The following is a 13,146-nucleotide window of genomic DNA, read 5'->3' as shown; positions in this document are numbered from 1 at the left end:
TCAGGCGCGCACCCCGACCGCGGCCGCGATCGAGGCTGCGAACTCAATCTGCGGAGCCCAGCCGAGCTCGTCTCGCAGACGGGTGGCGTCGCCGACCACTCTTGGCAGGTCCAGGGGACGACGGCTTCCTCGTGTGAGCGCGGGGACGCTTCGGTTCATAGCTCGACACAGCTCGGCGAGTACCTCGTGTCCGCTTCGCGCGTGCCCTGAGGCGACGTTGTACACGCCGTGCGCGAGCCGCGGCGCCTCGGCCAGGAGTACGTATGCCTTCGCCACGTCGCGGACGTCTGTGTAGTCCCGTTCCGCGTCCAAGTTGCCTGCGCTCAGCGGCTCGCCGGTGCCGAGAGCGTCGAGTTGATTTCTGAGGTCTGGCACGATGAAGCCTGGGCACTGCCCGGGTCCGATGTGGTTGAAGGGTCGGACTGCTACCGCGTCGAGCCCCCTGGCTCGGTAGTACGACAGCAGATTGTCGACGGTGCCTTTGCTGACGGCGTATGGCGACGCAAAGGACAGCGGTGCCGTCTCGGTGATGGGGCAATCTGAGCGAGCGTAGATCGCACCGGTGCTCGCGGCCACCACGCGGGTGACGGGGTTCGCGGAGCGCAGCAGCGCCTCCCCGAGGTTCAGCATCATCTCAGCGTTTTCGGCGAGGTACCGCCTGGGCTCGTCGAAGGAGGGCCCAACGGCGGCGAGACCCGCGAGATGCACGACGGCGTCCACGCTACGTATTTGCGGCCATCCCGCCGTGAGATCAGCGACGATCATCTCGTCGACGCCCGGCACGTCCGCGCCGGCGCAGTGTGCGATACCCACGACGTGATGGCCCCGCTCAGCCGCGATCGTTGCGACGTGTCGACCGACGAACCCGTCGACTCCGGTGATGGCCAAACGCATTGTCATCGCTCCACCTCTGTCCGGAGCGAGGCTGCGTGCGAGGTTCTTGCGAAACCGGTGATGCATGACACGAGAGCGCACATTTGCTTGCCAATCGATCTGGTCGCCATTGACCGCGAGAATCCGTTAGTGGATTGCCCGGAGCGTACCTCTGAGCCCCGCCGCGAAGCAGTTCCATAACAGTGTCCTGAGCGAACCGTGAGCCGGTTCCTCGGTCACACTCGACGGTTCAGTGCGTCGTCGCAGGCGGTCCGCAGGATCGCCTCGAGCTGCGCCGCGACCCGCGGCCACGTGAACGCCGCCTCGGCGCGGGCTCGCGCCTGTCTTCCCAGCTCGCGCGCGACGCCGGGCTTCGTGCCGAGCTCGATGATCGCGTCGACGACCTGCTCGACCGACTCCGGGTCGACGAGCAGCCCGGTGACGCCGTCGACCACCGCTTCCCGCGGGCCGCCGACGTTGCCGGCTATCGACGGCACGCCCCACGCCGCGGCCTCGAGGTAGACGATCGCGAATCCCTCGCCGGCCACCTCGCCGCGTGGGTACCGCGCGGGCATGACGAACGCATCCGCCTGCTGCAGCCACGCTTCCTTCTCGGCGTCGGTGACCGAGCCCAGGAAGCGCACGGCGTGCTGGATGCCGAGCTCGGCCGCGCGCGCCTCGAGCGCCTCGCGGCGGCGGCCCTCGCCCAGCACAACCCACCGGGTGTCGGGGATTCGCGCCAGCACGCCGGGGAGCGCCTCGAGCACGATGTCGTGGCCCTTGTACCAATCGCGCAGCCGACCGAGGGTGATGAGCGTGAAGGGGGCGCCGCTCGCGCGCTCGCCAGGGCTCGGGTCTGCGGGGATCGCGACGCCGGGGTGCACGACGTGCACGGGCGGATGCGCGCCGCCGCGCACGGTCGCGAGCAGTTGGTCGCGCGTGTACTCGCTGACCGCGACCGCGGCCGCGCTGCGCCGGAGTGCCCAGGCAGCCAGCCGCGGTCGCCCCTGCACCTCCTTGCCGTAGGCGTAGAGCACGAGCGGCACGCGGTAGGCACGGGCGGCCGCGACGGCGAGCGGGCTCGTCGAGACGTGGCCGCCGAGCACGACGTCGGGCGTCCAGCCGCGCAGGTGCAGCAGCCCGCGCAGGTTGAACGCGAGCACCCGGGTGAACGAGGCGCGGCCGGGCACGGGCACCCGCTCGACGTGCACGTGCTCGCCATGCACCCGGGCCGCGGCGTCGAACGCGGCGCCGCCGGGCGCATCCGGCGTCAGCACCCGCACGCTCGCGTGCGGCATGGCCGCCGCGATCTGGTGCAGCAGGCTCTGGATGCCGCCGTGTGCAGGCGGGTAGTCGGGCGTCACGAGCAGGACGCGCAGGGCGCGCGAGCGGAGGCCCACCGTCACGCTATCGATAGCTTTTCGGTGCCGGCGCGTGCGTGGCCGAGACCGATCAGCAGATACAGCAGAGCGTTCATGGAGAAGCTCGTCCAGCTCGTCTCGAAGGCCGAGTCGATCGCGAACGCGACGATCGCGGCGATGCCGCCGTAGGCCCACGGCAGGTTCTGGCCGGCCGCGATCATGCGGAGCGAGCCGCCGAAGGAGATCAGCAGGATCGCCACGAACAGCACGAGCCCGATCGTGCCGTAGAGGAAGAGGATTTGCAGGAAGTTGCTGTGCGCGTGGCCGAACTCGGCGTACTTGCCCGCGAGCATGCCCACGCGGCGCACGAACTCATCGGCGGGCAGGCCGATGATCGGTGACTGCGAGAGGGTGACGTCGAGCGCGCCCTCCCACAGGTGCACGCGAGCCAGGTTGGAGGAGAAGCCAGAGTCGGTGACCGTCGCGAGCCTCGCCACCATGGTGCCGACGGCCTGCGGCGCGAGCCACGCGATGAAGGCGATGCCCCAGACGGCCGCGGCGACGCCGAGGGTCAGGTAGGCGGGCCGGGCGCGGCTGCGCAGCAGCCAGCCGGCGAGCAGGGCCACCCCGAAGGCGATCCACGCCGCGCGCGTCTCGGTGAGGGCGAGCGGCACGATGGCGACGCCGAGCCAGATGAGGGCGCCGCGGATGGTGGGCGCCATGCAGACGAGCGCCGCCCCCACGACCGCGAGGAACGCGCCGAAGACGGTGGGGGAGAGGAAGGTGCCGAAGGCGCGGTAGTCGCCGTCGAAGGTGAAGTAGTAGAAGCCGTCGGTGTAGCCGCGGCTCTGCAGCCAGTCGAGGCCGACGACCGCCTGGTAGCCGGCGATGACGGCGAGCATGACGAGCATCCATCGAAGGGCGCGCAGGCACGCATCCTTCGTGTCGTCGCGGCGCGCGACGCGGTAGAGGATGACGCCGCCGATGGGCGCGAGCGTGGCGCTGAGGGCTTCACCGACGTCGATGGCGCCGGCGCCCGACTGCAGCGCGGCGAGCGCGGTGAGCCTGACGAAGATGTAGGCCGAGAAGAGGAGCGTGACCGCCTCGAGCGCACCGGGCCGCTGGCGCAGCACGCCGTAGCGGATGCCGGTGGCGACGACGAGCGCGAAGACCACGAGGGTGACGCTCACGCGCGTCGGCACGAGCTCGAGCGGGATGTACGAGAACGGCAGGGCGAGCACCGTGACGGTGAGCAGGCGGTGCTGGGCGCGGCGCTTGGTCGTGGGCTTCTCGGCAGGCGCTGCGGGCGCCCAGCGGCGCTCGCGAGGGAGGGTGGCCACGTCGCCGTGCCGCGTGCCCTGCATGGCGGCCCTCCTCTGCGACGTTGCTACGTGCACCGTAGCGCCCGCCCGCCCCGCCCGTCCCTAGCGTTCGTCAAGCACCACCACCCTCCGCCCCAACCCGCTGAGTGGCGCTTCCCGCATCTGAGTGGCGCGTCCCGCATCTGAGTGGCGCTCGCGGCATCTGAGTGGCGCTCGCGGTACCTGAGTGGCGCCTGCGGCATCTGAGTGGCGCCTGCGGCATCTGAGTGGCGCTTCCCGCATCTGAGTGGCGCTTCCCGCATCCGGGTGGTGTCCGCGTCGGTGTGGGACGCCCGGAGTCCACGGCCGCAGGCGTGGCGGCATACACGCGGGCGGTCCTCGTCACGGGAGGCGGGACTCACCTATGGATGCCGCCACTCACCCGCGGGAGGCGCCACTCACCCGCGGGAGGCGCCACTCACCCGCGGGGGGCGCCACTCAGCGGTGGCGCGCTGCGCGGTCACCGGGCGGGGACTACCCCGCCGCCAGCAGCGCCCGCACCGCCTCCAGCGGCACCGACACCCAGGTCGGCCGGTTGCGGAGCTCGTAGACCACCTCGTAGAGCGCCTTGTCGAGCAGCAGCGCGACGAAGACGGGGTCGGTCTCGTCGACCGGACCGGCCGCATCCGCGTAGCCCGCCAGGAACTCCGTGCGCCGCTGCACGACCCAGTCGCCCGCCGCAGCGCCGTCGACGCCCGGCATCTCCTGCAGCGCAGACCCTGCCGCGTAGTCGAACGAGCGCAGCATGCCGACGACGTCGCGCAGCCGCGGCTCGCGCACCATGCGCTCGTGCATCGGCCGCAGCGGCTCGCCCTCGAAGTCGAGCAGCAGCCAGCGCCCGTCCGCGCCGCGCAGCACCTGGCCGAGGTGCAGGTCGCCGTGGACCTGCTGCAGCTCGCCGAGCTGCCGCACGTCGCGCAGCCGGTCGGCCGCGGCCTGCAGCTCGTCCTGCAGGTCGCCGAGCACGCTCGCCGCCTCCTGCCGCGCCCACGCCATGCGCTGCTCGAGGCCCGTGATGAAGCGGAGCGTGTCGGCCTCGTCGGCCTGCACGGTGCCCATCGCCTCCGCGAGGTCGCGGTGCACGATCGCGACCGCCTCGCCGAGCGCGCGCGCGTCGGGCGCCTCGCCGACGGCCTCGCCGCGCAGCGTCGCGAGCGCGTGCTGGCGGAACAGCTCCCACGCATCCTCGCCGCCCGAGACGAACTCCGAGACCGCGAGCAGGTCGCCGGTGACGAATGCGTCGCCCGCGGGCCAGCCGGCGCGCACCGATGCGAGCAGGTGCGGGATGCGGTCGCACCCGGCGCGCGTCAGGGCGCCGGTGACGACGACGTCGGGGTTGTCGCCGGGCGCGACGACGCGGAAGACCTTGGCGATCCAGCTGCCGTCGCCGCCGATGATCGAGGTGTTCGACTGCTCGCCGGTGATCACCTTGATCGCTCCCGCCGGCCCCGGATCGGCGGTCGCGTCGCCGTCGAGCCCGTTGACCGCGTGCCTGCCGGTGGCGACGTCGATGAGCGACTGCACGGCATCCGCGTCGTTCGTCGCGTCGACGAGCCAGCGGCCGCCGAGCTGCGCGATGGGGGAGCCGCCCGGCTCATCGCGCCACGCGACGGGCACCTGGAGCAGCGTGTCGCCGGCGCGCAGCAGCAGGATGGCGGCGTCACCCAGGTCGTAGCTCGACTCGAGGCGCACGTCGACCTGCTGACCCTTCAGCGGGTACCAGCGGGTGGTGGGCATCCAGGCCGTGATGGCGTCGATGACGGATGCGTCGGCCAGGCCGGGAGCGTCGGTCGGTGCGGGAGCGTCGGTCGGGGTGGGGTCGCTCATGGTGGCCATCATGCCGGGTGGCTCTGGGTGCGGGCTACGAGCGGGGTGGTGAGGGGCGGGTGTGGTCTCGACACGGTCAGCGCGCTGCGCGCGCGGACCGGCTCGGCCGGCGGAGAGGCGCCGGACTACGGCAGCGTGTGGAGCTGCAGGCCGTAGACGACGGTGCCGAGCTGCGAGATGGGGGCCATGAGGCCCTCCTGCGCGCAGTTGCTGCCCGTGCCGCGGATGCCGGAGACCACGCCGACCGCGCGGGCGCCAGCCGCCGTGGGGCGGCTCACGATCGGGCCGCCCGAGTCGCCGAGGCAGAACGCGCTTGGGCCGCTCGCCATCACGCGCTGCACGTGCATGCACTCGGAGCCGCGGGGCGTGCCGTAGCAGGTGACGTAGGCGGTGCCGGCGGTGATGTCGCACTTCCAGCCGGTCACCTGGCCCGACGAGCAGAGCTGGTAGCCGGCGGGCGGCCAGGTGATCTGCGTGCTCGTGATGTTCACGGTGGAGGTGTCGCCCGTGTAGATGCGGGGGAGCGTGCGGGTGTCGTACGGGGCGGCGATCACGGCGAGGTCGAACGGCAGCGCGCCGTCGTTGAGCTCGGCGACGAGGTCGCTGCGGCCGATGCTCGCGCCCGCCTGGTTGCGCACGGCGCGGTCGTCGGCGTAGTCGCTGCAGTGGGCGGCGGTGACGATGACCGGCTGGTGGCCGTGGAAGCCCGTGAAGCCCGAGGTGCACGAGACGAACGCGCCGTTGCGGAACTGCGTCTGCACGCGCATCCCGCCGGAGAGCACGCTCACGTCGTTCGTGCGGGCGGTGCTGATCGGCGCGAGGGCCGCCGGGTCGATCGCGGCGCCGGCAATGAGGGGTGTCGCGGCTGCGTTGATGGGCGCGGTGTCGGTCTGCGCGACCGAGACGGTCGCGCCGAGCTGGGCCGCCGCATCCTCGGCGTCGCCGATGACGTCGAGCACGTCGCCCTCGAGCGGGATCGGCGCGGAGCCGGCGGCCTGCGCCGCGGCCTCGGTGGGCACCTCGATCGAGAGCTCGTCCTGGCCGATGCCGATCGCGAAGGCGCCGTCGACGGGCATGGCCGCGGCCATGTCGTAGGCGATCTCGAGCAGCTCGGCGCCGCTCGACTCCTGCTCGACGAACGAGACCGAGATGCCGCGGCTGTGCGCGTCGCGGGCCATCGCGCGAACCTCGCTCGGCACGTCGCCGGCCCAGCCGATCTCGATCGTGCCGGCGACCGGGTCGCCCTCGATCGTGCCGATGCGCGAGTGCGGGGTGCGCGCATCCCAGCTCGCGATCTGGTCGATCACGGCGTAGTGCGACTCCTGGATGGCCGGGATGTCGTCGGCAGAGACCGCCGGGGTCGCGGGCGGTGCGGCGATGAAGGCGGTGCCGAGAGCAAGGGTGATGACGGCAAGGATGAGCGGGCGGCGCAAGCGGGAACCTCGTGACTGGCTAGCTGGCTGGCTGGGGAGCAAGACCTTCGCCGATGCTATAGCAGGTTCAACCTCAACGTGAGGGTAATTTGCGGAGCGCGCAGTGATGCTCGGTCGGTCGCTTGCTCGTCGATAGCGGCGACGAGGGCGTCGCCCGCACGCTCGTCGAGGAGCAGCGCCGAAGGTGCCGCTCATCGAGACGACGCTCGCGCGCCCCGCGTTCGTCGAGTCGCCCCGCGCGCGCTCGTCGAGTCGCCCCGCGCGCGCTCGTCGAGTCGCCCCGCGCGCACGCGCTCGTCGCGTAGCACCGAAGGCGCGCACCGAGACGAGATGCCCCGCGCGTCCGCGGCCTCGAGCGCGTCGTCAGCAGTCACAGCGAAGGTCATCCGGTGCCTATCTGGTATAACCTGTTATACTGTTCGTCATGAAGACGGCCATCTCCATTCCGAACGGCGACTTCGAGCGCTTCGAACGGGTCGCAGCGCGACATGGGATGAATCGATCAGAGTTCTATCGGCTCGCTGGCACTCGCCTCGCCGAAGAGCTGGAAGGCGGATCCGAGCTGACGGCGCTGGCCAACGCGGTGATCGCGCGCGTCGGACAGCCGTCCGCGGACAGCCCATTCCTGCAGGAGTCGGAGCGCACCGTGCGCGACGGTACGGACTGGTGATCTCTCACGGCGACGTCGTCTGGGTCGATTTCGGGTCACCTCGCGGATCTGAGCCAGCGAAGCGCCGTCCCGCCGTCGTGCTCCAAGCGGATTGGCTGCTCGCCACAGACATCGCCACCGTGCTGGTGGTGCCGCTGACCTCGAACCCCGCGCTCGAGGCGTTCCCCGGCAACGTGCTCGTGCCGGTCGACGCGTCGGGACTCGACCGGGACTCTGTCGCAGTGGTGTCGCAGATCGGTCCGGTCAGCCGCGAGTTCGTCGAGCCCTATCCGGTCGGCAAGGCTCCGAGATACGTGGTCTCCAAGATCGCCGATGGCGTTCGGCTGGTCTTAGGGATCTGAGGGCGCGGCCGGGCTCCGTGGCCGCTTCAGTGCAGTCCGGCGATGCGGCCTCAGTCCGAGACCGTCGACGTGGTCGGGTTGACGATCGTCGCGCCAGCAACCGGAGGCGTGGTGCGCTGTGGCATTCGCTTCAGGATGCGTCGCACGATCACCCAAACGACCAGCGCCAGCAGCGCCAGCACGGCGAGCGTCGGCAGCGCCTGCCCCAGCGCGAACAGCGCGGCGGCGCCCCAGGCGAGGAACGCGCCCCAGCCCGCGACGAGCCCATCCCAGAAGCTCGGCGTGCCGGTCGGACCCTCGACGGTCGTCGAGCTGATCCGCACCTCGATCGTAGACATCGCCACCTGGTCGGTGAGCGTGCGCTGCTGCGAGAGCAGCTGCTCGAGCTCGGAGGTGCGCTGCGTCAGCTGCGCCTCCACCTCGAGCAGGGTGTCGGTGTCGGCGGCGGTCGAGAGCAGCTGGGTGAGCCGGTCGACGGATGCGCGGCTCGCGTTCACCCGCACCTCGAGATCGCGCACCTGGTTCGTCACGACCTCCTCGCCGAGGTCGACCTCAGTCACGTCGCCGAGCGCGCGCAGCGCGGTCAGGAGGTCCTGCACCTGCGCGGCCGGCACGCGCACGGTGAGCATCGCCCACGCCGGCTGGAAGTCGGTCGACGCGCCCTCGGCCCGACGGTCGATCGAACCGCCGCGCGACTGCGCGGCGTCGGTCACCGCATCCGCCATCTGGATCGGGTCGCCGACGCGCATGCTGAGGTTGCCCGAGATGATGACCGCGCGATCCTCGTCGGCGGCCTCGGCAGGCACGTCGTCGCCGCTCGCGCCCATGTCGCCGCCCGCCGACTCCTCGTTGCCGGGCTGCGGGGCCGACTCCGGCTCGCCGGCCCAGTCGGGGAGGCCGCCGCTCTCGTTCGCGGGTGCGGGCATGCCGATGCCGGGGCCGGGTGCCTGCGAGGCGCCCATCGCACCGCAACCGGTCAGGAGGACGGTGCCGGCGATGACGATGCCGGCCATCGAGAGGTGTCTGCGGGTCATGCTTCCAGGGTCGCCTCGAGGCCGCGAAAGCACAGCCCAACCTTTGCGGGGACTCGGGCGTCAGGCGGCCGACTGGCGCGCTGCGGGCAGGCAGCGGCTCGGTCGGCGAGCTCTACGATCGGAGGTTCCGAGCCACTCCACCCAGAGGATGCGTGACCATGCCGATTCCCGTGATCATCGACTGCGACCCCGGTCACGACGACGTCTTCGCCCTGTGGCTCGCGGCGGGACACCCGTCGCTCGAGCTGCTCGCGGTGACGACGGTCGGCGGCAACGTCGCACTCGAGCACACGAGCCGCAATGCGCGCGTCGCCCTCACCGTCGCGGGCGTGCGGGGCGTGCCGGTCGCGGCGGGTGCGAGCGGGCCCATGGAGCGCGAGCTCGAGACGGCCGAGTCGATCCACGGCGAGAACGGCCTCGGCGGGCCGGAGCTGCCGGAGCCGGCCGAGCCGCTCGATGCCCGCTCGGCGACCGAGCTCATCGCCGACACGGTGCTCGGCTCGCCCGAGCCCGTCGCGATCATCGCCACCGGCCCCATCACGAACGTCGCGATCGCGCTGCGCGACCGGCCCGAGCTCGTCGGCCGCATCCGCGAGATCGTGTGGATGGGCGGGTCGACCGAGCGCGGCAACTGGACCCCGTACGCGGAGTTCAACGCATGGGTCGATCCGGAGGCGCTCGCGCTCGTCGTGGGCAGCGGCATCCGCTTCACGATGGTCGGCCTCAACGTGACGCACCAGGCGCTCGTGACGCCCGCGGTGCGAGAGCGGCTGGCGGTCGCAGGGAACCGCACGGCCGCGTTCGGCGACGAGTTGCTCGAGTTCTTCTGCCGCACGAACGATGAGGTGTTCGGGCTCGCCGACGGGCCGCTGCACGACCCGGTCGCGGTCGCGGTGCTCGCCGACCCGGGCTGCTTCGAGCTGACGCACACGCGGCTCGACGTGGAGCTCGCGGGCGCTGAGACGGTCGGCGCGACGAGCGTCGACCTCGCCGGCGTGCTGGGGCGCGAGCCGAACGCGTGGGTCGCGACCGGTCTTGACGTGGAGCGGTTCTGGGATGGGGTGGCTGAGGCGGTCGGGCGGCTCGGGTGAGGGGCGGGGGTGGTGTGCTGAGTTCGAGCTGAGCCACGCGAGGGTGGTCTCGACTCGCTCAGCGCGCTGCGCGCGCGGAGCGGCTCGACCGGCGAGTGGGCGCGCGCGGAGCGGCTCGACCGGCGAGTGGGCGCGCGCGGAGCGGCTCGACCGGCGAGTGGGCGCGCGCGGAGCGGCTCGACCGGCGAGGGCGCGCCGAGCGGCTCGACCGGCGAGTGGGCGCGCGCGGAGCGGCTCGACCGGCGGGAGCGGTCAGTCGCCGCGCTTCGCTGCCTTCGCCTCGGCCTTCGCGGCCTTCAGCGCCGCCTTCGCGGCGTCGCGCTCGGCGACCGCCTCGGCCTTCGCCTCGACGGCGCGCAACCGGTCGACGGCCTGTGCCACCGCATCCGCCGCCTTCGCCTCGGCCGCGCGCAGCTTGCCGCGCGCTTCGTCGACGAGCTTCGCGGCGTCGCGCACCTGCTTGTCGTCGAGGATCGAGCTCGGCATGCGCTCGAGCGGCTCGTCGAGCTCGTTGCGCTCGAGCCAGCGCTCGATGCCGTCGAACAGCCGCGAGAGGCCGAAGCCGAAGCCGCGCTCGTCGTCGGCGTTGTCGGTGTCGAAGACGCCCGCGCGCACGGCCGGCGCGAGCAGCGGGAACCGCTCGTCGGTGACGAGCTCCGGCAGCGCCCGCCGCACCTCGTCGTCGACCTCCGCGTCGCTCGACGCCTTCGAGTAGAGCGCGATGTAGCCGAGCAGCAGCCGCAGCGTCGGCAGCTTCATCCGGTCGGGCGCCGGCACGCCCTCGAGCGCCGCGAGCCCCGCCTCGATCATCGCGAGCCGGTTCGGCGTCGTGGGCGTCGAGCTCGGCGGCAGGTCGGCGAGCCACGGGTGCTTGTCGTACGTCGCCCGCACGAACACGGCCCATTCGCGCAGTCGCTCCCGCCACGTGCTGCCGGCGCCGGGCACCGTCACCTCGCTTGCCGTGTCGTACATGAGCAGCAGCAGCCCGTCCTTGCCGGTGACGTAGCGGTAGAGCGACATCGGTGCGACGCCCACGGCCGACGCGACCTTGCCCATGCTGACGGCCTCGAGCCCCTCCGCGTCGGCGATCTCGATCGCCGCCTCGACGATCCGCTCGGTGGTGAGCTCGCGCTTGGGCCCGCGGTGCGGCAGCTCGGCGACGCCCCACGTCACCGCGTGCGCATGCGGCAGGTCGGGGACGTGCTCGGGATGGTCGGTCGGGTTCGTCACAAGTGCCTCGTCGCTCACTGGCGGTCGTCGGGGTGGGTGCCGGTGCGCTCGCCGGTCTCGAGCGCCGCGATCGCGGCCATGTCGTCGTCGCTCAGCCTGAAGCCCTCGACATCGAGGTTCTCGCGCAAACGGTGCGGATGCGTCGACTTCGGGATGCACGCACCACCGAGCTGCAGGTGCCAGCGGATGATCGCCTGCGCGGGGCTCACGCCGTGCGCGGCGGCGATCCGGCCGATCGTCGGGTCGTGCAGCACGCGCGAGCGGCCGAGCGGGCTCCACGCCTGCGTGACGATGCCGTGCTCGGCGTGGAACGCGCGCAGCTCGTGCTGCGGCAGCCACGGGTGCGACTCGACCTGGTTGACGACCGGCACCACCCCGGTCTCGTCGATGAGCCGGCGGATGTGCTGCTCGGTGAAGTTCGAGACGCCGATCGAGCGGATGCGTCCCTCGCCCTGGAGCGCGACGAGCTCGCGCCACACGTCGACGAACTGCCCGCGCGCCGGTCGCGGCCAGTGGATCATGTAGACGTCGATGGGGGAGCCGAGCGCGGCCTCGCTTGCCGCGAACGACGCGCGCACCGCATCCGCCGACTGACTCTCCTCGCCCCAGAACTTGCTCGTCACCGTGAGGCTCGAGCGGTCGAGGCCCGCGTCGACCGCGCGGCGGACCGCCTCGCCGACCTCGCGCTCGTTGCCGTAGAACTCGGCGCCGTCGACGAGCGTGTACCCGGCCTCGAGGGCGGCGGCGACGACGGCGGGCGTCTCGTCGGCCGGCACCTTGTAGAGGCCGAACCCGAGCGCGGGGAGCGTGCGTCCGTCGAGCAGGGGCAGGGTGGAGGGCACGCTCCAGTGTCGCAGGCCCACCTCGCCGGGCTCATCCCTCGCGCGGGGGAGAAAGCCGCTCGCTCGCTTCTCAACGTCGCCTGTGGTCGTTCAACGCGCATGCAGGGTCGAACGACCGCAGGCGACGTCGAGCATCGACGGCCGTCGATACGGTGGGCTGGCCACTCGACCACGTGACGATGGGAACCTCGATGACCGCCCCAGCCGCAGGCCGCTCTCTCACCACCGTCACGCCGCCGCTCGGCCGCATCGGCGTCTGGCGCGGCGGCGCGCTGCTCACCCCCGAGCTCGCAGCCGAGGTGGATCGCCTCGGCTACGGCGCCATCTGGATCGGCGGCTCCCCGCCGGCCGACCTGCGGATCGCGGAGGCGCTGCTCGAGGCGACCGAGCACGTCACGATCGCGACCGGCATCGTGAACATCTGGACGGCACCGGCCGGCGAGGTCGCGGCATCGTTCCACCGCCTCGAGCAGACGCACCCCGGCCGCTTCCTGCTCGGCGTCGGCATCGGGCACCGCGAGGCGCTCGGCGACCGGTACCAGAAGCCCTACTCGGCGCTCGTCGAGTACCTCGACGTGCTCGACGCGGAGTGCGTGCCGGCCGAGCGGCGCGTCATCTCGGCGCTCGGGCCGCGCACCCTCGCGCTCTCCGCCGCGCGGGCCGCCGGGACGCATCCGTACATGACGACGCCCCAGCACACCCGCTTCGCGCGCGAGACCGTCGGGCCGGATGCGCTCATCGCGCTCGAGCAGCGGCTCGTGCCCGAGACCGATCCGGCGGCGGCGCGGGCTGCGGCACGCGGCTTCCTCGACCGCTACCTCGCGCTGTCGAACTACCGCCGCACGCTCGAGGCGCACGGCTTCACCGCCGCCGAGCTCGACGACGGCGCGACCGATGCCGCGGTCGACGCCCTCGCGCCGCACGGCACGCCGGCGGAGCTGGCCGCGGCCGTGCAGGCGCAGCTCGACGCCGGCGCCGACCACGTGTGCGTGCAGATGTTGCCGCAGCGCGACGACCCGCTGCCCGCGCTCGAGGCGCTCGCCGTCGAGCTCGCGCTGTAGTCCCCAACGTCGTCTGTGGTCG

General features: G+C 72.3%; 12 protein-coding genes. 4 read left to right on the top strand and 8 right to left on the bottom strand.

Annotation, left to right across the window (positions count from 1 at the left end; translation table 11 throughout):
• The 5 genes from ABD106_RS05640 to ABD106_RS05620 form a co-directional block, all read right to left on the bottom strand.
• Positions 1-900, bottom strand: coding sequence for an NAD-dependent epimerase/dehydratase family protein (locus tag ABD106_RS05640; protein WP_343918247.1), 900 nt, complete (start codon positions 898-900; stop codon positions 1-3).
• Positions 901-1,109: 209 nt separating this feature from the next.
• Positions 1,110-2,279 carry a glycosyltransferase family 4 protein gene (locus ABD106_RS05635; RefSeq protein WP_343918245.1) on the bottom strand — a complete coding sequence of 390 codons (1,170 nt, stop codon included), beginning with the start codon at positions 2,277-2,279 and terminating at the stop codon, positions 1,110-1,112.
• Entirely contained in the window at positions 2,276-3,598 is a 1,323-nt protein-coding gene (locus tag ABD106_RS05630; protein WP_343918243.1) for an O-antigen ligase family protein, read from the bottom strand. The genes ABD106_RS05635 and ABD106_RS05630 overlap by 4 nt, the downstream gene beginning before the upstream one ends.
• Before the next feature lie 471 nt (positions 3,599-4,069).
• Entirely contained in the window at positions 4,070-5,422 is a 1,353-nt protein-coding gene (locus tag ABD106_RS05625) for a maltokinase N-terminal cap-like domain-containing protein (protein ID WP_343918241.1), read from the bottom strand.
• 125 nt (positions 5,423-5,547) lie between these two features.
• Entirely contained in the window at positions 5,548-6,855 is a 1,308-nt protein-coding gene (locus ABD106_RS05620; protein ID WP_343918239.1) for a trypsin-like serine protease, read from the bottom strand.
• 424 nt (positions 6,856-7,279) lie between these two features.
• Here ABD106_RS05620 and ABD106_RS05615 point away from each other — a divergent pair, with 424 nt between their 5' ends.
• Together ABD106_RS05615 and ABD106_RS05610 are read left to right on the top strand one after the other, a co-directional pair.
• Positions 7,280-7,525, top strand: a complete 246-nt coding sequence (locus ABD106_RS05615; protein ID WP_343918237.1) for a CopG family transcriptional regulator — start codon at positions 7,280-7,282, stop codon at positions 7,523-7,525.
• Positions 7,522-7,866 carry a type II toxin-antitoxin system PemK/MazF family toxin gene (locus ABD106_RS05610; protein ID WP_343918235.1) on the top strand — a complete coding sequence of 115 codons (345 nt, stop codon included), beginning with the start codon at positions 7,522-7,524 and terminating at the stop codon, positions 7,864-7,866. The genes ABD106_RS05615 and ABD106_RS05610 overlap by 4 nt, the downstream gene beginning before the upstream one ends.
• A 50-nt stretch (positions 7,867-7,916) precedes the next feature.
• Here ABD106_RS05610 and ABD106_RS05605 read toward each other — a convergent pair whose 3' ends face one another.
• On the bottom strand, positions 7,917-8,900 hold the full coding sequence (locus tag ABD106_RS05605; RefSeq protein WP_343918233.1) for a DUF4349 domain-containing protein: 984 nt from the start codon (positions 8,898-8,900) through the stop codon (positions 7,917-7,919).
• Positions 8,901-9,058: 158 nt separating this feature from the next.
• Here ABD106_RS05605 and ABD106_RS05600 point away from each other — a divergent pair, with 158 nt between their 5' ends.
• A complete protein-coding gene (locus ABD106_RS05600; RefSeq protein ID WP_343918231.1) occupies positions 9,059-9,991 on the top strand; it encodes a nucleoside hydrolase in 933 nt (310 codons plus the stop codon).
• Positions 9,992-10,243: 252 nt separating this feature from the next.
• Here ABD106_RS05600 and ABD106_RS05595 read toward each other — a convergent pair whose 3' ends face one another.
• Together ABD106_RS05595 and ABD106_RS05590 are read right to left on the bottom strand one after the other, a co-directional pair.
• On the bottom strand, positions 10,244-11,221 hold the full coding sequence (locus ABD106_RS05595) for a TetR/AcrR family transcriptional regulator (protein ID WP_343918229.1): 978 nt from the start codon (positions 11,219-11,221) through the stop codon (positions 10,244-10,246).
• 14 nt (positions 11,222-11,235) lie between these two features.
• The gene (locus tag ABD106_RS05590) at positions 11,236-12,063 is read right to left on the bottom strand and encodes an aldo/keto reductase (RefSeq protein WP_343918227.1); all 828 of its coding nucleotides are present in this window, start codon (positions 12,061-12,063) and stop codon (positions 11,236-11,238) included.
• A 191-nt stretch (positions 12,064-12,254) separates the two neighbouring features.
• Here ABD106_RS05590 and ABD106_RS05585 point away from each other — a divergent pair, with 191 nt between their 5' ends.
• On the top strand, positions 12,255-13,124 hold the full coding sequence (locus tag ABD106_RS05585) for a TIGR03620 family F420-dependent LLM class oxidoreductase (RefSeq protein ID WP_343918225.1): 870 nt from the start codon (positions 12,255-12,257) through the stop codon (positions 13,122-13,124).
• Positions 13,125-13,146: the final 22 nt, after the last annotated feature.

The organism is Agrococcus citreus (genome assembly GCF_039527715.1).
GTDB classification, from domain to species: Bacteria; Actinomycetota; Actinomycetes; order Actinomycetales; family Microbacteriaceae; genus Agrococcus; species Agrococcus citreus.
This window is presented reverse-complemented; position numbering and strand designations above follow the sequence as displayed.

Excerpts from the sequence above, each read along its gene's own strand:
- ABD106_RS05640 (WP_343918247.1), bottom strand. The coding sequence starts at position 900 with ATGACAATGCGTTTGGCCATCACCGGAGTCGACGGGTTCGTCGGTCGA.
- ABD106_RS05630 (WP_343918243.1), bottom strand. The coding sequence starts at position 3,598 with ATGCAGGGCACGCGGCACGGCGACGTGGCCACCCTCCCTCGCGAGCGC.
- ABD106_RS05625 (WP_343918241.1), bottom strand. The coding sequence starts at position 5,422 with ATGAGCGACCCCACCCCGACCGACGCTCCCGCACCGACCGACGCTCCC.
- ABD106_RS05615 (WP_343918237.1), top strand. The coding sequence starts at position 7,280 with ATGAAGACGGCCATCTCCATTCCGAACGGCGACTTCGAGCGCTTCGAA.
- ABD106_RS05605 (WP_343918233.1), bottom strand. The coding sequence starts at position 8,900 with ATGACCCGCAGACACCTCTCGATGGCCGGCATCGTCATCGCCGGCACC.
- ABD106_RS05600 (WP_343918231.1), top strand. The coding sequence starts at position 9,059 with ATGCCGATTCCCGTGATCATCGACTGCGACCCCGGTCACGACGACGTC.
- ABD106_RS05585 (WP_343918225.1), top strand. The coding sequence starts at position 12,255 with ATGACCGCCCCAGCCGCAGGCCGCTCTCTCACCACCGTCACGCCGCCG.